This window comes from Piscinibacterium candidicorallinum, from assembly GCF_047549485.1.
Taxonomy (GTDB): Bacteria; Pseudomonadota; Gammaproteobacteria; order Burkholderiales; family Burkholderiaceae_C; genus Piscinibacterium; species Piscinibacterium candidicorallinum.
Map to the genome: position 1 here is coordinate 2,787,108 of NZ_CP180191.1, position 23,089 is coordinate 2,810,196.

21 protein-coding genes are annotated in these 23,089 nt (G+C 64.5%); 10 read left to right on the forward strand and 11 right to left on the reverse strand.

All coding sequences use genetic code 11. The features are described from left to right. Positions 1 to 279: 279 nt before the first annotated feature. The 8 genes from ACMDW7_RS12685 (at position 280) to ACMDW7_RS12720 (ending at position 7,900) form a co-directional block, all read left to right on the forward strand. Positions 280 to 2,082, forward strand: coding sequence for a glutamine--tRNA ligase/YqeY domain fusion protein (locus tag ACMDW7_RS12685; protein WP_377304106.1), 1,803 nt, complete (start codon positions 280 to 282; stop codon positions 2,080 to 2,082). Positions 2,083 to 2,119: 37 nt separating this feature from the next. After that, complete coding sequence (locus tag ACMDW7_RS12690; protein ID WP_377304104.1) at positions 2,120 to 3,178, forward strand: hypothetical protein; 1,059 nt, start codon at positions 2,120 to 2,122, stop codon at positions 3,176 to 3,178. A 1-nt stretch (position 3,179) separates the two neighbouring features. Beyond that, the gene (locus tag ACMDW7_RS12695; protein WP_377304102.1) at positions 3,180 to 3,509 is read left to right on the forward strand and encodes an STAS-like domain-containing protein; all 330 of its coding nucleotides are present in this window, start codon (positions 3,180 to 3,182) and stop codon (positions 3,507 to 3,509) included. Positions 3,510 to 3,521: 12 nt separating this feature from the next. After that, positions 3,522 to 3,995, forward strand: a complete 474-nt coding sequence (locus ACMDW7_RS12700; RefSeq protein ID WP_377304100.1) for a hypothetical protein — start codon at positions 3,522 to 3,524, stop codon at positions 3,993 to 3,995. 163 nt (positions 3,996 to 4,158) lie between these two features. Next, positions 4,159 to 4,950 (forward strand): alpha/beta hydrolase, encoded by a 792-nt coding sequence (locus ACMDW7_RS12705; RefSeq protein WP_377304099.1) that lies wholly within the window; start codon positions 4,159 to 4,161, stop codon positions 4,948 to 4,950. 324 nt (positions 4,951 to 5,274) lie between these two features. After that, on the forward strand, positions 5,275 to 6,351 hold the full coding sequence (locus tag ACMDW7_RS12710; RefSeq protein WP_377304097.1) for a PAAR-like domain-containing protein: 1,077 nt from the start codon (positions 5,275 to 5,277) through the stop codon (positions 6,349 to 6,351). Positions 6,352 to 6,397: 46 nt separating this feature from the next. Then, a complete protein-coding gene (locus tag ACMDW7_RS12715; protein ID WP_377304095.1) occupies positions 6,398 to 7,306 on the forward strand; it encodes a hypothetical protein in 909 nt (302 codons plus the stop codon). A gap of 48 nt (positions 7,307 to 7,354) precedes the next feature. Continuing rightward, positions 7,355 to 7,900: a hypothetical protein gene (locus ACMDW7_RS12720; RefSeq protein ID WP_377304093.1), complete on the forward strand. Its 546-nt coding sequence runs from the start codon at positions 7,355 to 7,357 to the stop codon at positions 7,898 to 7,900. 184 nt (positions 7,901 to 8,084) lie between these two features. On the opposite strand, the gene ACMDW7_RS12725 is transcribed toward ACMDW7_RS12720, so the two are convergent. From ACMDW7_RS12725 to ACMDW7_RS12750, 6 genes are all read right to left on the reverse strand, one after another. Beyond that, positions 8,085 to 9,383: a DUF4189 domain-containing protein gene (locus tag ACMDW7_RS12725; protein WP_377304091.1), complete on the reverse strand. Its 1,299-nt coding sequence runs from the start codon at positions 9,381 to 9,383 to the stop codon at positions 8,085 to 8,087. A 326-nt stretch (positions 9,384 to 9,709) separates the two neighbouring features. Further along, positions 9,710 to 10,435, reverse strand: coding sequence for a hypothetical protein (locus ACMDW7_RS12730; protein WP_377304089.1), 726 nt, complete (start codon positions 10,433 to 10,435; stop codon positions 9,710 to 9,712). A 36-nt stretch (positions 10,436 to 10,471) separates the two neighbouring features. Further along, on the reverse strand, positions 10,472 to 12,316 hold the full coding sequence (locus ACMDW7_RS12735; protein WP_377304088.1) for an InlB B-repeat-containing protein: 1,845 nt from the start codon (positions 12,314 to 12,316) through the stop codon (positions 10,472 to 10,474). Between the two features lie 296 nt (positions 12,317 to 12,612). Further along, on the reverse strand, positions 12,613 to 13,245 hold the full coding sequence (locus ACMDW7_RS12740; protein ID WP_377304086.1) for a hypothetical protein: 633 nt from the start codon (positions 13,243 to 13,245) through the stop codon (positions 12,613 to 12,615). Positions 13,246 to 13,255: 10 nt separating this feature from the next. Further along, the gene (locus ACMDW7_RS12745; protein ID WP_377304084.1) at positions 13,256 to 13,573 is read right to left on the reverse strand and encodes a hypothetical protein; all 318 of its coding nucleotides are present in this window, start codon (positions 13,571 to 13,573) and stop codon (positions 13,256 to 13,258) included. Beyond that, a complete protein-coding gene (locus ACMDW7_RS12750; protein WP_377304082.1) occupies positions 13,570 to 14,034 on the reverse strand; it encodes a DoxX family protein in 465 nt (154 codons plus the stop codon). Before ACMDW7_RS12750 ends, ACMDW7_RS12745 begins: the two co-directional genes overlap by 4 nt. Positions 14,035 to 14,148: 114 nt before the next feature. On the opposite strand from ACMDW7_RS12750, the gene ACMDW7_RS12755 reads away from it, so the two are divergent. Further along, entirely contained in the window at positions 14,149 to 15,090 is a 942-nt protein-coding gene (locus ACMDW7_RS12755; RefSeq protein WP_377304080.1) for a LysR family transcriptional regulator, read from the forward strand. 489 nt (positions 15,091 to 15,579) lie between these two features. Here the strand turns inward: ACMDW7_RS12755 and ACMDW7_RS12760 are convergent, their stop codons facing one another. The 3 genes from ACMDW7_RS12760 to ACMDW7_RS12770 form a co-directional block, all read right to left on the reverse strand. Beyond that, complete coding sequence (locus tag ACMDW7_RS12760) at positions 15,580 to 17,136, reverse strand: methyl-accepting chemotaxis protein (RefSeq protein WP_377304078.1); 1,557 nt, start codon at positions 17,134 to 17,136, stop codon at positions 15,580 to 15,582. Positions 17,137 to 17,447: 311 nt separating this feature from the next. Further along, on the reverse strand, positions 17,448 to 18,992 hold the full coding sequence (locus tag ACMDW7_RS12765) for a methyl-accepting chemotaxis protein (protein WP_377304076.1): 1,545 nt from the start codon (positions 18,990 to 18,992) through the stop codon (positions 17,448 to 17,450). A gap of 275 nt (positions 18,993 to 19,267) precedes the next feature. Next, a complete protein-coding gene (locus tag ACMDW7_RS12770; RefSeq protein ID WP_414859558.1) occupies positions 19,268 to 20,734 on the reverse strand; it encodes a methyl-accepting chemotaxis protein in 1,467 nt (488 codons plus the stop codon). A 463-nt stretch (positions 20,735 to 21,197) separates the two neighbouring features. Between ACMDW7_RS12770 and ACMDW7_RS12775 the strand changes: the two genes are divergently transcribed. Then, positions 21,198 to 21,692, forward strand: coding sequence for a hypothetical protein (locus ACMDW7_RS12775; protein WP_414859559.1), 495 nt, complete (start codon positions 21,198 to 21,200; stop codon positions 21,690 to 21,692). 232 nt (positions 21,693 to 21,924) lie between these two features. Here the strand turns inward: ACMDW7_RS12775 and ACMDW7_RS12780 are convergent, their stop codons facing one another. After that, positions 21,925 to 22,605, reverse strand: coding sequence for a hypothetical protein (locus ACMDW7_RS12780; RefSeq protein ID WP_377304071.1), 681 nt, complete (start codon positions 22,603 to 22,605; stop codon positions 21,925 to 21,927). A gap of 175 nt (positions 22,606 to 22,780) precedes the next feature. Continuing rightward, entirely contained in the window at positions 22,781 to 23,077 is a 297-nt protein-coding gene (locus ACMDW7_RS12785) for a hypothetical protein (RefSeq protein WP_377304069.1), read from the reverse strand. Positions 23,078 to 23,089: the final 12 nt, after the last annotated feature.

The window sequence follows — 23,089 nt, forward strand, 5'->3', positions numbered from 1 at the left end:
CGGCCTGCTCGCCCCGCACCGGCCCTCCCCGCCTGCGCAGGCGCAGAAATTGGCAGACGGTATCGCGCTTCTGGTGCGGCTTTCCAGCCACTTTGGCCTGAAGAGCCGCATCCAGAGCCATTCTTGGTCTACGAGTCCGGGCCAGCACCGGCATGATTGATCTGGCGTGGCCCATACAATCGATTGGCCGTCCTGACCCCAGCGTCCGGACCCGCATTGCCACATATTGACCGACGAGCGCAGCCGCCGGCGCGCCGCACACCGAAGCCATACACCTCCATGTCGAACAAAGAAGCCCCCGCCCCAGCCAGCAACTTTCTGCGCAACATCATCGAGCGCGATCTGGAGCAGGGCACCTACGCGCAGCGCCGCTGGGCCGGCCAGCCCGGGGGCGCGGTGGTGCAAACCAAGGGCGAGCCCGACCCCGCCAAGATCCGCACCCGCTTCCCGCCGGAGCCCAACGGCTACCTGCACATCGGGCATGTGAAGAGCATCTGCCTGAACCACGGCCTGGCGCGCGACTACAACGGCGCCTTCCACCTGCGCTTTGACGATACCAACCCCGAGAAGGAAGAGCAGGAGTACGTTGACAGCATCGTCGAGTCCATGCGCTGGCTGGGCGCCGACTGGACGAGCCCCTTTGCCCAGGGCGAGCAGCACCTCTACTACGCCAGCAACTACTTCGACTTCATGTACGCCGCGGCCGAGTACCTCATTGAGGCCGGCCACGCCTATGTGGACGAACAGAGCGCCGAAGAAATGCGTGCCAACCGGGGCGACTTCACCACCCCCGGCACCAACTCGCCCTGGCGCAGCCGCACCGTGGCCGAAAACCTGCAGCGCTTTCGCGAGATGCGCGCCGGCCAGCATGCCGATGGCTCCATGGTGCTGCGCGCCAAGATCGACATGGCCAGCCCCAACATCAACCTGCGCGACCCGGCCCTCTACCGCATCAAGCGCGCCACCCACCACAACACGGGCGATGCCTGGTGCATCTACCCCATGTACACCTACGCGCACCCCATCGAAGACGCACTGGAGAACATCACGCACTCCATCTGCACGCTGGAGTTCGAAGACCAGCGGCCCTTCTACGACTGGCTGCTCGAGCGTTTGGCGGAAGGTGGCTTGCTCACCAAACCCCTGCCCCACCAGTATGAATTTGCCCGCCTGAACCTCACCTACATCGTTACCAGCAAACGCAAGCTCAAGCAGCTGGTCGATGAAAAGCACGTGGACGGCTGGGACGACCCGCGCATGCCCACGCTCGTCGGCCTGCGCCGCCGCGGCTACACGCCCGAGGCCCTGCGCCTGTTCTGCGACCGCACCGGCGCCAGCAAGGCCAACAGCTGGATCGACTATTCCGTGCTCGAAGCGACGCTCCGCGAAGACCTCGAAGGCCGCGCCGCCCGCGCCATGGCCGTGGTCAAGCCGCTCAAGCTCGTCATCACCAACTTCGAGGGCGAGCCCGTGGCCTGCAGCGCCCCCGCGCATCCGCAAAAGCCGGAACTCGGCACCCGCCACTTCCAGTTCAGCCGCGAACTCTGGATCGAGGCCGAGGACTTCATGGAAGCGCCGGAGAAGGGCTACCACCGGCTCTATCCGCCTCGTGTCGACGAGGCGGGCGTCACCGTCCCGGGCAACAAGGTCCGCCTGAAGTACGGCTTCGTCGTGGAATGCACCGGCTTCAAGAAAGACGAGGCCGGCCACATCACCGAAGTCCACGCCACCTACTTCCCAGACAGCAAGAGCGGCACCCCGGGCGCAGACAACTACAAGGTCAAGGGCGTCATCACCTGGGTCAGCGCCACAGATGCCGTGGCCGCCGAAGTGCGCCTGTACGACCGCTTCTTCACCGAACCCCACCCCGACGCCGGCGGCCGCGACTTCCTCTCCGTGGTCAACCCCAAGAGCAAGCAGGTCGTCACCGCCTGGCTCGAACCCTCACTCGCGAACGCGAAGCCGGACGACAAGTTCCAGTTCGAACGCATCGGCTACTTCGTCGCCGACCGCAAGGACCACACCGCCGAGAAGCCCGTGTTCAACATGGCGGTGGGGTTGAAGGATTCGTGGGGGAAGTGAGCCTGCTGCAACTGCAACAGCACAGCCCAGCCTGCCTATGAAACGCCCGACTGAGTGCCTGTTCGCGCGTCAAAAGCGCATCGCGGCGTATCGCTTGCACGAGCGCTGCAAACGCGCAGGGCTGCGGCAAAAGAAAACCGAAAGTCGATACGTACGGCCAGGTGAGATCATCAAGGCCCCAGAGGCGTTCAACCTGACGCTCGGGCAAGGAATCCAAGTTGTCAAATTCTTGCGTGCCGTCTCTGATCGGGTTCTGCGCCAAGGCAAGCAGGTGCAACTGGACTTTCGTAGAACAAGGATGTTCTATGTACCTGCAACCATCTTGCTTTTTGCAGAGCTGGACCGAGTTGTGAGCTCAGCAACGATTCACAAGCCGATAACTTTGTTGCAGCCGACTGAACGCCGTCCAAGGGAGGTGCTCAAGCAAATTGGCCTCTTCAACTTGACCCAAGACCGCTGCGACACGGTTCCAGAGCGAAGTGATGTTGTCTACTGGAAAGCAACCAAAGGCTCTCTCCAGAGCGGGGACCAGTTTGCGATGCTCGAGGCAGTCGCCGAGACAGTGAACAAGCAGCACAAAGAACAACTGCAGATAAGCGGCCTCTGGAGAGGCGTGAGTGAGGCGGTCGCGAATACAGTGGACCACGCATACCTGCGTCCTCGCAGTGATGGATTTGAAGGATTGCCAGACACGAAGTGGTGGATGTTTACTCAGCTAAAAGATGGGCACTTTACAGCTGCAGTGTGTGACCTCGGATGCGGCTACGCCTCCACAATAGATTCAACACTACCCGAGCAATTCCTTACAACCATCCGCGCAACCTTGAAAGGTATATCTAGAGACTCTCAAGCGGTGCAAGCTGCGATGGAATATGGACGATCAGGAACCCGAGAAAGCAACAGAGGTAAAGGCTCACGCGATGCACTATCTCTACTTGAAAACCATGGAAACGGTGAGCTTGTCGTTCTAAGCGGTTCTGGCGGGATGCGTTATGAGTATAGAAATGGCGGCGAGCTAAGCAGAGCCGAGATTGATCTCGCAATAGACATCAGAGGAACTATTGTTTGGTGGAAGCTTCCACTAAATGGAGAGTAAAATGGTCCGCATCAACATTGCCAGAGACTTTACCCGTTTCCCATCAGGACGCTTTAAGAGAAATGGCGAAACGAGCGGGGAAGCATTTCGCGAAAAATTCTTGCAGCCGACCATTATCAATGGGGACGTTGTTGAGGTTGAACTCGATGGGACCGTTGGTTACGGATCTTCGTTTCTTGAGGAGGCGTTTGGCGGCTTGGTAAGAGCACTGCCGATTCCGCCCGACGAAGTCAAACAGAGAGTAAAAATTATCTCTAACGATAAAACATTGATTGGGGAAATCAGCCAATACCTAGATGACGCCGCTCGGTTGAAGAACTCCGCGCGATAGGGGGCTTTCGAGTTGGCTGACTCAAATGGGTTTCTCACCTTTCTCGGACAAGCATTAACCGTTGGGGCGGGATGGTTTGTTGTCCATAAACTCACTGCCGCCCGTGATCTCGACAAAGGTCGGCGCGAACTTCTTGTCAAATCCTGCAGCGAGCAGATAAGTCAAACCAACGAGTTAGTCTTGATGGCAGTGAAATACCACACCACTGAGCGCGATCAAGAGATTGAAACTCGCATCAAGATGCTGATGCAAGACCTAGCAACAGCAGTCGGCACATTGCTAGCCTTGAGCAACAACAGTCCTTTTGCAAAAAACGCGTTCAATCGTGTCGCACCGCTCAGACAGGCCATATCGAGGCAGCACTTCGAAGATGAGCATATAAGCTCGCTAAAGCCAAACAGCGAGTTACTACAGCAAATTGTTGCTGACGGTTTAGCACTAAAGCAGGCTTTGATTGGCCTGAAAAATGCTCAGTTTCAAGGCTAGTATTACTTTAGGTACAAAACTACTCACCGGCGGGAGCGCGCATCGCACCCTACGTGCATGCGCGTGGCCTTACGTTCTTGCCTTATGCTGGATGAGTAACGCCTCCGCAGTCTCCAGTCTCACCCATGGCGCCGGCGCAAACCTATCAATTCGATGTATTCATTTGCAACGACAAATATGCATCGATGTTCCGGCAAACTATCCGCCCGTAAAGTCTTCTTACCCCGTCCTCTACCTCCACGACGCCCAAAACCTCTTCGACCCCAAGCAGAGCTACACCGGCGCCACCTGGCAGATCACGGAAGCCATGCAGCGCCTGCGGGAGACGGTGGGGTTTGAGGCGATTGTGGTGGGCATTGAGCATGGCGGGCCGCGGCGCGTCAGTGAGCTGACGCCCTGGCCCATCGAGGGCCTGCCGGGTACCCCACCCCCTTCGGAAGGCGCAGCCTATCTGCGCTGGATCGTTGAGGTGGTGAAGCCCTATATCGACGCGAACTACCCCACCAAGCCGGAATGCGAGCACACGGCGATGATCGGCTCGTCTCTGGGCGGGCTGCTCACGCACTACGCGGCGCATGCGCAGCCCGGGGTGTTCTGCAAGGTGGGGATTCTCTCGCCCAGTTATTGGACGAGTGAGCAGGCCTACAGCTTTGCGCGCCAGCAGCCGGCGCCCGCCACGGTCCGGGTGTTCATGTATGCCGGCGGCAAGGAAAGCCCGCGCATGGTGCCGGACGCGCAGCGCATGCTGCGCCTGATGCAGACCACCCGCCCCGCCGGCAGCGCCACCACACTCGTCATCACCCCCGAAGCCGGCCACAACGAACCCGCCTGGGCTGCGGCCTTTCCGCAGGCGGTGCGCTGGTTGTTTGAGCTGCCGGCGGATGCGGCTGCCGCGCCCACGCCCCTGCAGTCAGCGCCTGCTCACACGCCCAGCCCGGCTGCGCCTGCGCGCTGAGCAGCGGGCTCCACGGCGTGGGTGGCCGCCCGCCACTCAGGTGCCTTTCCGCTTGTCCCATGCTGACGGCGGGGTTTCGGCAAGCACTGCTTGCTGCCGCCGGCAGACGGAGCGCTTGCAAGCGCGAGGCCCCTGCGCCACTAACCGGTTGTCTGGCGCGGTTCTTCAGCCATTTTGGTCTGGAAAGGCGCATGAATGCTCGGTCCAGCACATCGGCGCGCAGGGCTGCCGATGGTGGGTGCGGTACGCAGCCTCTGAGCGTGGCCAATCAATCGCCAAAACATGGTGCAGCGCACTGGGCGGGCCGCCCGATACGCTCCGGGCATGGCCAACCAGATCTACGCAAACGGGCTGGAAGTTTCCTGCAAGGCAGCAGAGGGCAAGTCCATCTGCGCCTTTCCGGACGTGTGCTTCACGCCGCCGCAGACGCCCGCCACACCGCCGGGGGTTCCGATTCCCTACCCGAACACGGGTATGGCCTCGGACTGCACCGACGGCTCGAGCACCGTGCAGATCTCCGGCAAGGAGGTCATGCTCAAGAACAAGAGCTACTTCAAGAAGAGCATGGGCGACGAAGCCGGCTGCGCGCCCAAGAAGGGCGTGGTCACCAGCAAGAACGCGGGCAAGGTGTACTTCAACAGCTGGTCCATGGACGTGAAGGTCGAGGGTGAGAACGTTGTCCGCACCAGCGACCTGACCACGCACAACCACGGCTCGGCACCCGGCAATTCACCCACCTGGCCTTACCTGGACAAATCGGCGGTGGATGCCGGCACCGGCCCCTGCAAGACCGAGATGGCCAATGAGAAGACCGCCTGCCAGGGGTGCAAGCCGTACGGCGACGGCGACCCCTGCGCAAGCAAGGCCTGCCAGGACGCCCGCAAGTGCATGCTGGCGCCGTTTGCGGCCAACAAGACCGACTATCCGAACGTGCACCGCTGCTGCGACGGTCTGACGCCACATCACATCGTGCCTTTGGGCGAGTTCTGCCTGCCGCGCTCTCAGTCGGGCGGACAGCGGGGGCAAGCGCCACTCAATGATTCGGTCAAGGGCTACAACGGCGATCTCGCACCCTGTATCTGCGTGGAAGGTTCAGATCACAAACGCGACAAGGCGAGCGGCCAGCTCAAGGAACACGGCCAGGTGGGCAGCGCCTACATCCGTGAGCGGCAAGCTCGCGGCATCGAGAACAAGCAGCAGAACGTGAAATACAGCGACCTGCGCGACTGCGGCGCAGCCTCGGTCAAGAAGGTGTTCGGCCACTGTTCGGAAGACTGCACCAAGGAACAGCTCGACAACTACCACGTGAAGACCGCCAAGATCCCGCCCGACGATCCCGTCTGCCAGGCCAGCCAGCAAAGCGACTACGGCCCCAAGCCCACGTCGGTCCCCACCGTTTGACGCGGCGCTCGGTCGCGACTCACAACCCTTCCTGCCTCACTGCGACATGGACGACGACGACGACAACACGATGTTTCTGATCGCGGGCACCGTGGTCAGCGAAAGCTGCTTTGTGGCCACGGCGGGCTACAACGCCGCGCCCGATGCGGCTTCGTCGCGCATCTACCTGCGCTTTGGCGAGGACTGGGTGGCGCACAACGTGAGCGAGGACTTCCTCGATGCCGTGACCTTCGACCGGGGTGTCCTGTATGCCGTGGGCAAGAACGGGCTGGTCAAGACTGTTGGGCAACCGGGTGAGGCCTTCACGCTTGAGGCGATCCGCGGCCGGTTTCAGGCCTTCGAGATCGAGCCGGCGCAGCGCATCGGCCCCTTGTCCAAGGTGCGCGCCACGCCTGCGGGTACGGTGGTCTGCGGCTGGGGCGCACAGGTCTACCGGCTGCAGGGCACGCAGTACAGCGCGCTGCACGACGGGCTGGACGCAGGTATCGACTGGCTGGACATCGATGGCGACGCCAGCGGCCGTCTGTACGCCGTGGGCCTGGCTGGCCGCATGGGTTGCTGGTCTGGCGGCCGCTGGGCCCTGGAAGGTCTGCCCACCAACGTGAACCTGCATGCGGTGCGCTGCCTTCCCAACGGCGAGGTGCTCGCCGCAGGCCGCGAGGGCACGCTGCTGCGCGGTCAGCACGGGCATTGGTCGGTGATTGATACCGGCCTGGACGGCAACTTCTGGGCGATCGAGGCCTTTGCCGAGCGGGCCTACCTGAGCTACGCAAACAGCCAGCTCTTTTGCCTGGAGGGCGACACACTCAGCGAGGTGAAGCTCGATCAGCTGGGCGACGTGTTCACCAACCGCCTGGCGGCTGGCCACGGCAGCTTGTGGTCGATCGGTTCGAACGCGCTGCTGCGCTTTGATGGCGCGCAATGGACACGCGTTGCCTGCCCGGACATGGGCTAAGCGCCACGCGGCGCACCCGCGGCTTGGCAAGACGCTACCCTGCGCACCATGAAGGATTGGGCAATTCGATTGCTGAGCCTAGCCCTCGCGCTGGCGGTGGTGGGCGGCGGCCTGTGGTGGGCCTCGCGCTCTCTGGTGTCTGCACCGGGCTCGCCGGCCGGGGCGGGGGTGCCGCCGTCAGGCACGGCCACGCCGGGCACGGCACAGCCCCTGCCGGGGGCCAGCCTCGCACCCCCCTCCACCGGCCTGTACCGCTGCGACACGCCGCAGGGCACCGAATACCGCAACACGCCCTGCCCCACGGGCAAGCAGGCCGCGGTGGACGTGGTAGTGCCGCAGGGGTATGACAGCCGGCCGGTGGTCAACCCCGCGTTCAACCGCCCAGCGCAGCGCGCCACCGAGCCCTCCATGGCACCCCAGGCGCGCTTCAGCGTGCCGGCGCCCACCCTGAACCGCAGCTGCGCAGACATCGACGCCGAAATCGCCTACGTGAACGGCCGCACGCGCACCGGCGGCACGGCCGCAGCGATGGACGCCTGGCGCGAACGCTGGCACAAGCTCAACGCCGAGAAGAGTGCGGCCGGCTGCCGCTAAGCGGCCCCAGCAGCGTGCCCCCTGAGGGCGTTTCCGCTTGTCCCGTGCGGATCTCCAGCCACTTTGACCTGAAGAGGCGCATGAAAGCTGGGGCTCTGTGAAGAAACCGGGGCGCAGACCAGCCGTGGAAGGCGCATGAACGCGACTGTCTGGATGGCCGCGCCCCGGCAGTGACCCTGCCTACCTACGGACGGCAGGAGCTGTGCGCCACGACACAGCTGCCGGCAGGCGCGGTTCCGCTCTGGCAAAAACGAAGCGCATTGGCTTTGGCCTGCGCCTCCGTGTCTGCGCCCCCCGCTGCATACCAGTAGCCACCCCGGCGGCTTTCCGCATACGCATTGCAGCGCGCGGTAGAACTCCCAAATGTGCGGCAACCCTCAGCTGCACCGCCGCAGCCTTTCACAGCAAGCTCACTAGCCTGCACGAAGGAGGGTTGGCGCACTGCGTATCCCCATCGCCCTCGGCCGTTCGTTGCAAACGAAGCCCAGCGATCTGGGGGCAAGGACAGGGCGGAGCTCGTCTGTCCCGGAGGGAAGGTGCACGTACACAGGCCTTGCGCAAATTCCGCACGGTATTGGCAGGTTCCAGGCCCATCACCCAAACCTGCACCGGCGTACAGCCGTTTTGCGGCTGCTTCTGCGTCAGCCTCGTCCATACCGCACGCAACGGGTGAGTCACCTCGCGTGAAGTATTCAGAGACAACGCCTTTTGGATCCGTGCACTGATACACGTTCAGAGTCGCCACGACCGTGCAGGGTTTGGCAGTAGCACCGCTTGGGGGAGGCATGCCGACCGGCGGTGGTGTTCCGCCACCAGTCTTGGACGAGTTCATGCGCTCACAGCGCGCCAGGCCGTCTTCTCGCGCCCGGTCTTCCGTGTTCTGCGTGCTCTCGCGCACCGAGAGACACCAGTTTCTGTGGTCTTCCAGGTTTGTTGACCAGCGCCCTTGGCCATACGCGATGCCGCCGCACCCCGCGTCAAACAACTTCTTCGCGGAGGCCACCGCGCCGCGCGCATAGAGGTCACAGCGCGCGCACGAATTGACCACCTTTTCACGCTCGGCCGTCTCGTCGCGAATCCGCGAACTCTTGGAGATCGCCACGCGGCACCAGTTGTAGTGCTCGGCCGGAACGCTGGACCATCGGCCCGGCACATCGCGCCGAGGGAGGCACTTCAGGGGTTCCAAGCGGGCTACCTGGGCGATGGCGGTGTTGGCGTAGCCCTGGCACGTCGCGTGATCGGCTGCGCACACGTTGGCCAGCGTGTCACGCGCGACGTTTTCCTCGTCAAGCGTTCGATCACGAACCGTTCGGCACCAGTTGTAGTGATCGTCATACCTGGTGGACCAGCGCCCGGCCGGCCCGTCGAGCGGACACGGGATGGACTTCGTCCGCGTGGCCACCTCGACCGCATTCCGGGCGTAGTCCTTGCACGTCGCATCGGAGGCAGCCTGCGCGCCACTCGCTCCGACGACGCCGAACATCACCAATGCGCACCACCTCCAACCGACTGTTCCGAGCCTGTTCACAATCGCCTCCCGTCTGTGCGCGCCGACAACGTTTCCAGCGCGGGGTCCTTACAGACTAGGAGGCCATCAATTTCTGTCAAAGCCGAAACGGGTGATGCGGATTGCGCGTCGCACCGGCTGCCGGATCAGCCTAGGGCAAACGAGTGCCCAAAAAGCGTATTCGCGCATCTGGCGCGGCTCTCCAGACACTTTGGCCTGAAGAGGCGCATGAATGGTGGGTCTAGCCGCCACCATCCCGGCTTAGATCACGCCTGCGCGCATCGGGCGCCAAGCCGGCGGGCTTATTTGCTGTCGAGATCGATGACCCTGGCGGGCTGGCCGCGCTCATCCAGCAGGCGGATGCTCGGCTTGCCGTCGGGCGTGACGACCAGCATCAAGCGCGGACGCCCTTGCGCATCACTGAGCATCAGCGCCGATGACTTGCCCGGAGTCGTGCCGAGACGGACCCGGTTCACGTTGAGCAGGCCGCGCTCGCGCAGCTCCTTCATGGCCTGATTGCGCTCTTCGGGTGGGAGTTTGGCCATGGCCTGCATGCGCTCGTTGCGCTTCAGGAGGTCCAGCTGCAGGCCGTCGGCCTCGTCATTGATTGCAAGCAGGCTGCTGGCCTGGCCGCCCTCTTCACTGTGCAGGAGCTGGATGACCTGATCCTGGCGGAAGCGGTCAAAGGTAAGACTGAGCCCGGCACTGGCCTTGCCGTCCGGGCCGACCAGGCCCTTCTGGATCAGACCGCCGTTCTCGGTGCCCTCGTCATTGACGAAGAGCATGCCGGCAAACGCCGTCCGGTCTGGCCGCGCCTGCTCGCCGCCGCGCCAGGGCGAGCCGGGAAACTGGGCTCGGTTCGAGATCACCATGCGCAAGGTGCCGTCGGGTTCGCGGACGTTGATTCGCTGCACATCGATCTCGGCAAACTTGACCGGTGGGGCCTTGGCCCCCGTGAGCAACACGACGGCGCAGATGGCCAGTGCGCTCGCGGCGCATCCGCTGATGAAGGTCAGGAGTCGGCTCATGTGTTCAATGTCTCCAGTTCAAAGGAATGAGGGGATTCAGCGCAGCACGCTCGCCCACAGACTGTTGCGCACCTGCGTGTCGGGCGCGTCGTCCTGCACCCACACCACCACGCCCTGGCCGGCGCGGTTGAAGCCTGCCGCCAGGCTGTTCTTGATGTCGCCTGCGGCAGCTTCGATCGCGGCCGCTGCCGTCCAGGGCTGCCCCCACTGAAACCGCCTGCCGTAGAGACTGCCCAGCGCGGCCGGGCCTTCGGGCAGGACGTACAGCAGTGTGGCGTTGCCGCCGTCGTCCAGGCCCAGCTCGACGCCCGTGGCGTTGGTGGCGACCGACTCAGGCACAGAGACGCCGGCACCGGGTATGTAGCGCGCAGTCTTGAGCGTGAACAGGCCGCTGGCCCAGCTCATGACGGCGCGACCGTCACTGTTCATGGCCAGCCTGGGGCTGGCCGAAAAGCCGGCATTGACGTTGCCTGCATCAATCGCCGTCGGCGCCCCCCAGCCCGTGGATGGACTGAAGAGGGCGTAGTACATCGATGTGCCTTGATGCCAGAACGCCAGGCCGTTGCCGGCGGCATCCATGGCCACCCGGGGTCGTGACTGTGCAATGACCTCGTCCAGCCCGCTCTCGATGCCTTGCGGGGGCTGCCAGCCCGTGGCGAGGGTGTAGCGGGCCGCCTTGAGGCTGTAGCGGGTGTCGCCTGGGTTGGCCTCGCGCCAGATGGCCAGGGCGGTGCCGTCGGCGCTCAAGGCGACATCGGCATCGCGTGCAGTCAGGTTGCCACTGGCGTCGACGCGGGCCCAATTGCCCCAGCCCCCCTGCGGCAAGAGCGCGTTGTTGTAGACGTCCGAGCCGGAGATCAGCACGCCCACGGCCCCGCTGCCGTCAATCACTGCAGCGGTCAGCGTGCCGCCCGACTGCGTCGGAGGGTAAAAGGGTGCCCCCCAGCCAGCAGCGGCGCTGAAGCGGCGGGTTTCGAGGTTCGGGCGCAGCCAGGTGGCAACGCCATCAGCGCTAAGCAGCAGCTTGCCCTCAACCAGTGCGGTCAGGCTCGATGACGTGCTCAGGCCGGGCACCACCACAGCCGCAGCCCAACCCTGGTTCGGCACATACAGGCGCGAGAACACCTTGCGCGTGCTGCCGTTCGGCACACCGTCGGACTGCTCCCACAGCACCATGGCATGGCCAGCAGACGAGATTGCAGTGAGCACGCTGGGTTCCGCAAACGGGCTGGTGTCCGACACATTGAAGTCATTGCTGGACTCCAGCAGCTGCGGTGCGCCCCACTGCGCTGCAACCGGCGCGGCCTCAAAGCTTGCAGTCACGGCGCGTGCGGCGCTGGTGACGACGCTGCACGTGACGGTGCTGCCTGAGCATGCGCCCGACCAGCCTGCAAAGCGCTGCCCTGTACCGGGTGTCGCCACCAGGGTGATGGTGGTGCCGGCGCCGAAGTTGGCCGTGCATGTGCTGCCGCAGTCGATGCCGGCGGGATCTGAGCGCACGCTGCCCGCCCCGACCAGCGTCACGGTGAGTGCGAACTGCGGCGTCTGCGTGGCTGCAAAGCTGGCGGTGACGTTGCGCGCCCGGTCCATGGCGACGGTGCAGCTGGCCGCGGTGCCGCTGCAGTCGCCCGACCACGAGGAGAAGGTCTGGCCGGAGGCCGGTGTGGCGGTCAGCACGATCCGGCTGGCCGGATCAAACAACTCGCGGCAATCACTGCCGCAGTCGATACCGGCGGGATTGGAACGCACGACGCCGCTGCCGCTCACCGTGACCGTGAGGACATTGGGCGCCTGGGGCGGCACCTCGCCGCCGCCCCCGCCACCGCCGCCACATGCGGCAACACACAGTGCCCACACAGCTGGGGCAACAGTCCGGAGCATGCCGCGATGGGCAGCCTGACGGGTTCGAATCAAAAGCGATGATGTGTGCATGGGTATGAGTTCGAGGTTTGGGAGGAGAGTCAGCGCTTGTGAGGCGGCTGATTGAAGGTTTGGGCGGCGGAGTCAGCGTGCGATCACGCGCTTCAGCCGGGTCCGTGGATCGACACCACGGGCGCGGGTATGCGCCACGCCGGGATCTTGTGGATCCGCTTGGGGCCGTCCTGCATCAGGCCGGCATAGCGTGAATGCCAGCCCGCGCGGAACCACGGCGGTTCAGGTGCCGTCTCGCCGGGGTGTCAGACGCAGTTGCCCCCGATGTCATAGGTGAGGATGCGCCGGGTCGCGGGGTCGACAATGAAGACGAGGGTGCAGACGGCCGTGCGGTTGACGCGCTCGTAGCGCTGCACGATGACCGGGCCCTGGCTGCTCTGGCCGATCTCGCTGCCGCGGGCCACGTCAACCGTGTAGTCGGTGCGGTCGCGCTCGAAGGCATACAGATCCTTGCCGGCCATCGGTATGTCGTTGAAGCTGCGATCCTCGCGCTCCGGGATGCTGACGACCCGCGCCGCCCTGCCGTACTTGGCGATGGCCTCGTCGATCGTCTTGCCCACCATGAACTTGGCTTCGATGCCGCGAAACGATGCGTGCCGCAGCAGAGCACGGCGCGTGGCGTAGGACGCGTCGCTGACGGCGCAGCCAGCCACCGGGACCAGCGCAACCAGTGCGATCGCCTCGGCTGCCCGTTTCGGGACATGGCGGCGCGCGTTGAGCGATTCGCGCTCAGTCGGTGCAATACGGTTCATCGCAGTCGAGCCGGTAAGGATGAGATCGGGCAACTCGGCACGGCGCACGGCGGCGTTGATCGAGCCCTGAGCGCAGCCAGTCCGCGCGAGATCGACCCCGCCGGCCGCGTTGGAACTGCACAGCATGGCGGCACCCTCACTTGCGCTGGCAGATGGGCGGATTCACCATGCCCAGCGTCAGCAGGTTGCCGCCATTGACCGTGCAGCTGTATTCCTTGCCATCCTTGCCGCGGAGCACTGCGTAGGTATTGGTGCCGGAGGCTGTTCTGGACACGAGCTTCAGCTCGCCGGCGGGCACACCCAGCACACCGGCAGACTCGGACACCACGCGCTCATCGCTCAGCAGATTGGTCTTCTCAGCGACCGTGCCGCACCCCAGTACGGGCAGCAACAAGAGCACGGCGGCGGCCTGCTTGAGGGTACGGCGACTGACATCGAGGTAGGCGTAGTTCAAGAGCTTGATCCTTCTGGGTTCGAAAAGTGGCTGTCAGAGGTGGAGACGGGGTCACAGTCTTGCCAGGCGAGCAGCAGCAGGCTGAGCACCAGCAGCACGGAATATTCGGCACCATTTCGCCCTAGCCCGACGACGAACCAGCCTGCCTTGGCGTGCACGAGCGCGATGCCCATCAGGTAGAGCAGTGCGCTTGCAACGCAGATCACGCGCGTGCCCTTGCCGAGCATGAGCAGAATTGGGCCGACGATCTCGAACAGGGTGATGCACCAGGCCAGCACGGGGCCGAGCGGCCACCCGCCAGCCGTCAGCCAGGCGCCGAAGGGCGTGACCGAGTCCGTGGCCCAACGCGCAATCCCATGGATCGCAATCAAGCCGGCCAGTCCAACCCGCATGAGGATCCAGGCCAGGCGACTGCGTGGGAGCGTGGTCGGCGGCAGTGACATCGCGAAGAACTTGCTCAAGGTAAATTGCCTCACAGGCCTAGGAATTTGCAGCCTCTTGGCGGCTGAGAAAGTGTTTCCCAGACTGCATATCCCAAGCAAACTCAAGTTCTTGGCGCTGAGGCCTAAAGGAACTTGGCCTCAACCCTTTTCGATCTGCACGCCGTGGACAAGAAAACCCTGCCTCCCCTGCCCGCGCTTCGAGCCTTCGAAGCTGCAGCGCGACACATGAGCTTCTCGCGCGCCGGAACGGAGCTCCATGTCACCGCGGCAGCCATCAGTCACCAGATCAAGCTGCTTGAACGCTGGCTCGGCGTGCCGCTGTTCGCTCGACGGCCGAACGGCGTCGTCCTGACGGCGGCGGGCAGCGACTACGCACTTCGCTTGCGTGACGTGTTCGACCGACTGCTGCTCACCAGCCGCGCGCTGCGCGATCACCAGGCACGACCGGTGGTCCGGATCCGGTGCCAGTTCAGCGTGGCCGCGATGTGGTTGACCTCGCGCGTGGCCACCCTGGCACGTGAACGGCCCGATCTCGAGATCCGCTTGATCGCGGCAGAGCACCGCGCCACCGGTCCACTCGGCGCCGACATTGCCATCTACTTTCCACGCAGCGAGCTGCCGCGGCACACGCAGCATCTGCTGTTCCCTGGACGGTTCAGGGCCTTTGCCGCCCCGTCGCTGGTCGGACGAGGCGCTTTGCCCCGCCCGGCTGAAGTTGCCACGTTGCCGCTCCTGCACCTCGCCGTGGAGGAGAAGGGCTGGACGTCTCCGGGATTTGCGGAATGGTTCGAGGAGGCGGGCGTGGAGGTGGCATCGCCCCTACCCGGATTGCGCTTCAACCTCGCACATCTGGCGACGCAGGCCGCCACGCTCGGCACGGGCGTGGCGCTGCTGCCAGACAACCTGTGTGTGGATGCGCAGCGGCAGGGACTGCTCGTCGCCTTGCCCGGCCCGGCGCTGCCCGCGCCGCTGCCTTTCATGTTGATGTGCCGGGACACTCCGGAGGAACCGGTCGCGTGGGTCCGTGATGCGCTGCTCGCCGCGGCGGCGTCGCAGACGCGGCTGGTCGAATAGGCCGCGTGCCCATGGCAGGCGGAGTCTGGGCTCGCGCCACCGGTCATCCGCGCTGAGCGCCGCGTCGGCGCGGTGGTGGATTCAGCGCCTGCTCATCCACGCCGGCCCTCACGCCTGCTGGCCGGGCCGCGTGCACGCAGTAGGTCGCCCGCATCAGGCACATTGCCGCGAATGCTGTCCGCTTGTCTGGCGCTGGAGGCGGGGTTTCAGCCGGCACCGCTTGCTGCCGCCGGGAGGTGGAGCCGGGCGAGGCCGAGCACTGCTTGGCCCCGGCGGAACGACGAGCGCCTCTAAGCGCGAGGCCCCGGCGCCCCTAGATCGCTTGTCTGGCGCGGCTCTCCAGACACTTTGGCCTGAAGAGGCGCATGAAAGCTGGGGCTTGCGAGCCGCACCCGGGCGTCGAATGCCACGCCAGAAATGAACACGGCGGCCCGCAGGCCGCCGTATGGTGCACTTTTGGCGCGCTGGGCTGGACGGTATGCAGCTGCCCTAGCCGCGCTGCAACTTGAACAGGCTGACCGACTGCAGGAGTGTGGCGGCCTGATTGCGCAGGTCGGCGGTGGCGCCGGTGGCTTCCTCGACCAGCTCGGTGTTCTTCTGGGTGGTGTGCTCGAGCGCACCGACGCTGTCATTGATGAGATTGACCTCACGCGCCTGCTCGCGCAGCGTGCCGGCCACCTCCTGCACGAGCGTGTCCACGCTGCGCACGCTGGTGAGGATCTTGCCCATGGTGTCGCCCGCATGACGCACCAGATCTGTACCCGTGCCGACGCGTTCCACACTCTCGGTGATCAGCGTCTTGATCTCGCTTGCGGCATGCGCAGAGCGCTGCGCCAGGTTTCTGACTTCCCCGGCCACCACGGCAAAGCCCTTGCCCTGCTCGCCGGCGCGCGCCGCCTCAACGCTGGCGTTCAGGGCCAGGATGTTGGTCTGGAAGGCAATGGAGTCGATCGTGCCGATGATCTCGCAGATCTTCTGCGCCGAGGTGTTGATTTCGTCCATGGTGCGAACCACATCGCTCACTGTGGTTCCGCCCTGTTCGGCCACTGCGGTGGCGTCCTTGGACAGTGCGCTTGCGCGCTCGACGCTGCTGGCGCTGGTGTTGGCGGTGGCATGAATCTGTGCCACTGCGCCAGCGGTCTGCTGGACGCTGTCGGATTGCTGATCCGTGCGAGCAGCGAGGGCTTCGTTCCCCGAGGCGATGCCGTCGATCCGGGTGCTCATGGATTCCACGCCGGAACGGATCTGTCCCACCAGATTGGCCAGTTCGGCACGCATGTGTGCCATGGCGGCCACGAGGCTGGTGGTGTCGCCCGGACGGACAACGACTTCGCGCGTCAGATCGCCCTCGGCAATTGCATGCGCGATCGCTGCAACGTCCGCTGGCTCACCACCGATCTGCCGGGTCAGCTGGCGCACCACCATGGCGGCGGCGGCCACGCCAATCAAGATGCTCAAGCCCGTCAAGACCAGCACGAGGGTCTGCATCCATTGGGCAATCCCGAGCGCCTGCTGGTTGGTGTCGTTCAGTGAGGTGGTCTGCCATTCGATCTGGTCCGCCACGCGGTCCAGAAACTGATTGCGGCGCGGGATGACTTCATCAGTGAGCAGATCCACGGCTTCGCTCAGCCGGGTCTGCTGGATCAGCGCGCCGATCTTGTCGACGCTCTGCAGGAACGGGACCACGCTGGCCTGCACCGCCTGGAAACGCTTGCGTCCATCTTCGTGGTGCTGGGAAGCCTCGAACTCGCGCAGCTGCTCCGTGAGCTCCTTGCGCAGCGTGCCGATGAGCGCCAGGGTCTTTTCGCGCTCGCCCTCGGACTTCACGATCATCGCGTGCCGCGTCTCGAGCGACATCATGATCACGGTGCGGCGAATCTCGGCAATGGCCAGAATCTGCGGCGTGAAGTGGTTGGTGACGTCGCCAATCGCGCCGCGAATATGGTGGACCTTCACGGCAATCATCAAGGCAGAAATAACGCCCAGCGCAATGACGACGCCGAAGGCCAGCCACAGCCGGCGCTTGACAGTGAGTTTGCTTGACATGGCGTGTTCCCCTTGGATGCTGGACCGCACGCGTCTTTCGGATCCATGCGGCCAGCTCGCACGGTAGTGCCGGTGTCATGGACACATTGCGACAGAAAGAGCGCAAGTTTCAGGGCATTTCACAATCGATCTACACCAGCCATGGGCAGGTGCATGTCGCAATGGCAAACGGACGACAACCCACCGCCCTGCACCATCACGTTGTGGCATCAGGTACCACAGCGAGTACACGCGCCCTTGGTGCAACAACGGCGGCCCAGAGACCGCCGTTGTTGCTTGAACGTGCTTTGACGTAAGCGAGTGCTGCAGCCTTACGCGCGCTGCAGGCGGAAGTTGCCCACCACTTCGCCCAGCTGCACGGCCTGGGCCTTGAGGCTTTCGGCCGCTGCGGCGGATTGCTCCACCAGCGCAGCGTTCTGCTGAGTCATCTGGTCCAGCTGGCCCACGGCCTGGTTCACCTGCGTAATGCCCGAGGCCTGCTCCGTGGTGGACGCGGTGATCTCGCCGATCATGTCGGTGACGCGCTGCACGCTGGCGACGATCTCGTTCATGGTGGCGCCGGCTTGTTCGACCAGCTGGCTGCCAGTCTCGACCTTCTCGGCGCTGGCGCCAATCAGCGTCTTGATCTCCTTGGCGGCTTCAGCACTGCGGCCGGCCAGATTACGTACTTCACTGGCCACCACGGCGAAACCGCGGCCCTGTTCGCCGGCGCGTGCGGCTTCCACAGACGCGTTCAAGGCCAGGATGTTGGTCTGGAAGGCAATGCCGTCGATGACGCCGATGATCTCGCTGATCTTGCGGCTAGCTGTGCTGATGTCACTCATGGTGTGGACGACCTTGCCGACCACGTCCCCGCCCTGCTGGGCGACAGAAGACGCGCTGGCTGCCAGCTGACTGGCGGTGCGGGCGGCCTCGGCGTTCTGGTTCACGGTTTGCGAGAGCTGGGCCATGGAGGCTGCGGTCTGCTGCAGATTGCTGGCGGCCTGTTCAGTGCGGCCGGAGAGGTCCTGGTTGCCCACGGCCACTTCACTGGAGGCGGTCCGGATGGATTCAGACGTTTGCGCCAACTGGCTGACGATGTCGTGCAGATTGCTGCGCATCTGCGCAAGGTCCTGCATCAAGCCCTTGAACTCGGTGGGGGCGTCGGTCTCGACCGTGCCGGCCAGGTTCCCCTGCGCAATTTCGCGTACGGCGCCTGCCGCCTGATTGACCGGGCGCAGAACGGCGCGGGTCAGACCCACGCCAACCACCGCGCCAATGACCATAGAGATGATCAGCAAGGCCACGGACATCGCCTGACTGGCATCAATGTCTTTCTGCGCTTGTTCGCTGAGCTTCTTGGTACGGGTCCCCTGATATTCACCCAATGCTCGGCTGGCAACCAGGTACTGCGCCGTCACGTCCTTGAAGGGCCCGGCGCCCAACTCGCGGGCAGTAGCGAAGTCGCCGGCCTCCACCGCAGCCTGGATCTTGGCGCGCACCGCATGCCAGGCGGTACGTCGCTCGCCCAGGGTGGCGACGAGCTTCTTGGCCTCGGGATCGGTCTCGATCTCGTTGAAGCGCTTTTGCACGGCCGTCACGTTTTGCGTCACCTCGGCAATCAGCGGTTTGAGGTGGTTGTAGGTCTCCGCGCTGCCGGCCATGGCGATGGTGGTCCAGCGGTCGCTGTTCATGACAATGCCGCGGTCCCAGGCCTCTGCCGCGTCATCACGTTCTCGCTGTGCGCCCACCAATTCCGTGATCAGCAGCTCCAGCTGGTGCTTCTGATAGATGGCAATACCCGTAATGACGAGCGACGTGGCGACGACGGCCAGCATGGCGACCGCAATGCGCGCTCGGATGGAGAATCGATTCATGGCGTGATCCCTACAGCAATGGATGGTTTGAGACTCCGATCATCCGATGCAAGCGCAAGTGTCAATGCAACGAAAAGCGCAATTGCGCTGCCGCATTTGGGATCCACCTGTACAGGACAACGCGCGCCGCCTGAGCCCGCGACCGCTTTGCAGCTCAGGCGCGTGCGGGGTCCCGGCAGCAGCGATCACCCAAGCACGGTTGAAGCAAGCGAGAGCAGCCCGTACACAAAAAAGGGCGGCCCGCAGGCCGCCCAATCCCCTCGCATTGATCTTGTTCAGGCGCGCTGCAGGCGGAAGCTGCCCACCACTTCGCCCAGCTGCACGGCCTGGGCCTTGAGGCTTTCGGCCGCGGCGGCGCTCTGTTCCACCAGTGCAGCGTTCTGCTGGGTCATCTGGTCAAGATGGCCGACAGCCTGATTGACCTGAGTGATGCCGCTGGCCTGTTCGGTAGTGGATGCCGTGATCTCACCGATCATGTCCGTCACCCGCTGCACGCTGGCCACGATCTCGTTCATGGTCGCGCCGGCTTGTTCGACCAGCTGGCTGCCGGTCTCGACCTTCTCGGCGCTGGCGCCAATCAGGGTCTTGATCTCCTTGGCGGCCTCGGCACTGCGCTGCGCCAGATTGCGCACTTCACTGGCCACCACGGCAAAGCCGCGGCCTTGTTCACCGGCACGCGCGGCTTCCACGCTGGCGTTGAGCGCCAGGATGTTGGTCTGGAAGGCAATGCCGTCGATCACGCCAATGATCTCGCCGATCTTCTTGCTCGATGCGGTGATGTCATTCATCGTGTCTACCACCTGCCCCACAACGTCGCCGCCTTGCTGGGCCACGCTGGAGGCGCTGGCTGCCAGCTGACTGGCGGTGCGGGCGGCCTCGGCATTCTGGTTCACGGTTTGCGAGAGCTGAGCCATGGAGGCTGCGGTCTGCTGCAGATTGCTGGCGGCCTGCTCGGTCCGACCGGAGAGATCCTGGTTGCCCACGGCCACTTCACTGGAGGCCGTGCGGATGGATTCGGAGGTTTGCGCCAGCTGGCTGACGATCTGGTGCAGGTTGTCGCGCATGGCCGTCAGGTCGGACAGCATGCCCCGGAACTCGCGCGGTGCTTCAGCAGGCACGTGAGCCGCGAGGTTGCCGGAGGCGATTTCGCGCAAGGTGGCCGCCGTGCTTTCCACGGGCCGCATCACGGCGCGAGTCAGCAACGTGGCGACCACGCCGCCGAGGAGCACCGCCGCGGCAAGCAAGGCCATGTTGACGCGCTCGGTCAAGGTGATGTCGGCCTTGGCGGCATTGGTGATCTCTGTGGTGCGCTCCTGCTGGAATTGCACCATCTTGCGGCTGGCCTCCACGTATCGCTGTCCGCTGGCAGCCAGGCTGCTGGTCCCGATCTGCTTGGCAGTCGCGAAGTCGCCAGCCTCAATGGCCGCGCGCACCTTGTCGCGGTCGGCCAGCCATGCAGTGCGGTCTGTCGCCAGTTCGTCCAGCAGCTTCAGCAGGCGCGGGTCCTGCTCGATCTCGCGCAGGCGCTTCTGGATGACGCTGATGCGTTCGGTGGTGGCTTCCGTGAGCGGCTTGTATTGCGCGTAGAGCTCGGGCGAACCGGCCAGGGCCAGCGCTGCCCAGCGCTCGACGTTCGCCTGATTGCCGCGGTCCCATTCATCGGACAGCGCATCGCGTTCGCGCTGCACCCCCGTGAGTTCGACAATCTTCTTTTCAAGCGCGGCGCTTTCGTATGCGCCCACGGCGGCGATGGATGCCGCCACAGTGACAAGGACCGCAACCGATATCAGGATGCGGCTTCGGATGGATAACTGCTGCAACATGAGATTCCCCTTTGTTTAATGTCCATGACAGCGAACTGGATATTTCGCCTTACGGGCATTTATGAATGGGTGAATGAACGTGGGATTCCGGCTTCAATTTCGAGTTAACCCGTATTGCGACAGAATTTCGCAAAGATTTAGCGCCGTTTCTATCATTTATGTTCTGCCTTAAACGAATTAATGTCGTGAGTTGCTCAGCTCACACTAAGGAATGCGCATTCGTTTTTGTTCAGGACAAACTGACGGGGGCGCAAAATCTGCGCGCAAGTCGATTGGAACTTGCGTCATCATCCCTGCTGGGTCGGCGACCGCGGCTGAGGTCGCAGCCCGGCACAAACGGTTGCGCGAAGAGGAGCTTTTTGTGAATACCCCTGCACTGAGAATGGCGTTGATTGGCACGCTGGTCGTGGGCGGTCTTGGCGCGGCCTGGTGGGGCTGGCAGTGGCTGCAGACGCCCACGCAGACGCAGGTGATGCGCAAGCCGGGCGCGCAGGCGGCTGGGGCCAAGGCAGCACAGGCCGGCAGCGGCAGCGCAGCACTCTCAGCCAGCGCTGCCCCTGGCGGGCTCTACCGTTGTGACACGCCGCAGGGCGTGGAGTACCGCAACAGCCCCTGCCCGGGCGGCACGCAGCAAAGCAAGGTGGACGTGGTGGTGCCGCAGGGCATGACCTTCGCACCGGGGGCGGCAGCGGCAGACGCAAGCGGCACGCCCACGATGGACCCCAAGCAGCGCAGCGAGCGCTGCAGCGCATTGAACGTGAAGCTGGCCAATGTGGAGAAGGAACTCGCCCAGCCCAATGCGGCGCAAGGTGCGGCTTGGCTGCGCGAGGAGCGCGCCCGGATCACGGCAGAACGCGGCAAGCTGGGTTGCAACTAGAGCCCGCAGCAGGCGCCGACTGCGCCGGCTGAGCGCGTCGCCTCCATGCCCAGGGTTGGTCCAAGCGCCCCGCGCACGCCCGGGGCAGCCAACACACACCCAGCATTCATGCGGCTTTCCAGACCAAAGTGTCTGGCAAGCCTCACCAGATGCGCGATAAGGCTGTGGAAACGCGCGTCAGGCGTGGGTCTGCAGCCCGCTCACCGGCGGCAGCCCGCCCTGCGCAGCGCGGCTAGAAGCGCACGCGGATGCCGCCCTTGACGTCGCGCAGGGTGGAGCCGGCGCCGGCGTAGTTGTCGATGAAGTCCACACCGAAGGTGAGTGACACCCGGCGCCCGAGCCGCTGATCGATCTCCAGGCCGTAGAGCATGGTGGTCTTGGATCGGTCGCGGGTGACGCGCCCCCGTTCGGAGATTTGTTGCGTGCCATAGGCCGCACCAAGGCGCAGATTGGCCGAGAAGCTGCGGCTCAGCGGCAAGCTGGCCACGCCGGTGACCGCGGTGGTGCGCTGCGACACGGTGGCCGCGCCGAAAAAGGCGCTGATGAAGTCAAAGTCTTCGTAGCCGGTGTGGCTCAGCTCGACCGCCAGCCGTTCGTCAAAGGCGAGGCCGAGCACCAGCGTGCCGCTCAGGGATTCACGCCGGTCCGGGCTGATGACATCCACGCCCTTGATGGATTGGGTGGCGTTGCCGAAGTCGGCACCGATATAGACGCGCGGCTCAGTGGCGGGTGGGGTCTCGGCGGGTGCATTGACCGCCTCGGGGCGGCGCGGCGGTGCGACCGGTGTGGGCTGCGGATCGCTGGCGGATGGAGCGACGGGCGTGGGCGGTGCAGGTGCCGGCGGAGCGCTCTGGGCCTGGACGAGACTGCTGGCGAGCAGCCACAAGCTGCCGAGGAGGAGATGGCGAAACACGCAGAGTCCTTTCATGAAGACAGAGCGCCAAGGCGCGGATGAGGAATACGGAGGAGGCACCGAGCCCGCCAAGTATGGACGAGCACGTGTGTATGGCCCGGGTTGGCGGCGCAGGGTCTGCAGACTGAGGCTGATGCGGCGGGCCCGTGCCGCGCCGGCCCAGCCCGCCGCAGCCTCAGCAGCCATCGCCCTTTTGGTCGAAGGTGTCATCCCCCACGCCGCGGGTGTACTTGCCGTCGAGCTGCTCGAACTTGGTGGCGGCATTGGCCAGGCCGCGTAGCGTGGCGTCATCGACGCTGGCGCCATACCAATAGATGGCAACATCCAGGTTCTCGAAATTGGCGCGGTCCAGCGCGGACTGCGCGTGGCTGGCGGGCGCGAGTGCAACGAGCACGGCAGTCTGAGCGGCCAGCAGCACGCGGGGCATGCAGCCACGCAGCACCGCCGTCATGCGAACGGCAAGAGCGAACATCGGCGAATCTCC

Bases quoted from the DNA above. Each gene is read 5' to 3' on its own strand.
- ACMDW7_RS12685 (WP_377304106.1), top strand. From the start codon at position 280: ATGTCGAACAAAGAAGCCCCCGCCCCAGCCAGCAACTTTCTGCGCAAC.
- ACMDW7_RS12690 (WP_377304104.1), top strand. From the start codon at position 2,120: ATGAAACGCCCGACTGAGTGCCTGTTCGCGCGTCAAAAGCGCATCGCG.
- ACMDW7_RS12695 (WP_377304102.1), top strand. From the start codon at position 3,180: ATGGTCCGCATCAACATTGCCAGAGACTTTACCCGTTTCCCATCAGGA.
- ACMDW7_RS12710 (WP_377304097.1), top strand. From the start codon at position 5,275: ATGGCCAACCAGATCTACGCAAACGGGCTGGAAGTTTCCTGCAAGGCA.
- ACMDW7_RS12715 (WP_377304095.1), top strand. From the start codon at position 6,398: ATGGACGACGACGACGACAACACGATGTTTCTGATCGCGGGCACCGTG.
- ACMDW7_RS12720 (WP_377304093.1), top strand. From the start codon at position 7,355: ATGAAGGATTGGGCAATTCGATTGCTGAGCCTAGCCCTCGCGCTGGCG.
- ACMDW7_RS12725 (WP_377304091.1), bottom strand. From the start codon at position 9,383: ATGTTCGGCGTCGTCGGAGCGAGTGGCGCGCAGGCTGCCTCCGATGCG.
- ACMDW7_RS12730 (WP_377304089.1), bottom strand. From the start codon at position 10,435: ATGAGCCGACTCCTGACCTTCATCAGCGGATGCGCCGCGAGCGCACTG.
- ACMDW7_RS12735 (WP_377304088.1), bottom strand. From the start codon at position 12,316: ATGCTCCGGACTGTTGCCCCAGCTGTGTGGGCACTGTGTGTTGCCGCA.
- ACMDW7_RS12740 (WP_377304086.1), bottom strand. From the start codon at position 13,245: ATGCTGTGCAGTTCCAACGCGGCCGGCGGGGTCGATCTCGCGCGGACT.
- ACMDW7_RS12760 (WP_377304078.1), bottom strand. From the start codon at position 17,136: ATGTCAAGCAAACTCACTGTCAAGCGCCGGCTGTGGCTGGCCTTCGGC.
- ACMDW7_RS12765 (WP_377304076.1), bottom strand. From the start codon at position 18,992: ATGAATCGATTCTCCATCCGAGCGCGCATTGCGGTCGCCATGCTGGCC.
- ACMDW7_RS12775 (WP_414859559.1), top strand. From the start codon at position 21,198: ATGGCGTTGATTGGCACGCTGGTCGTGGGCGGTCTTGGCGCGGCCTGG.
- ACMDW7_RS12785 (WP_377304069.1), bottom strand. From the start codon at position 23,077: ATGTTCGCTCTTGCCGTTCGCATGACGGCGGTGCTGCGTGGCTGCATG.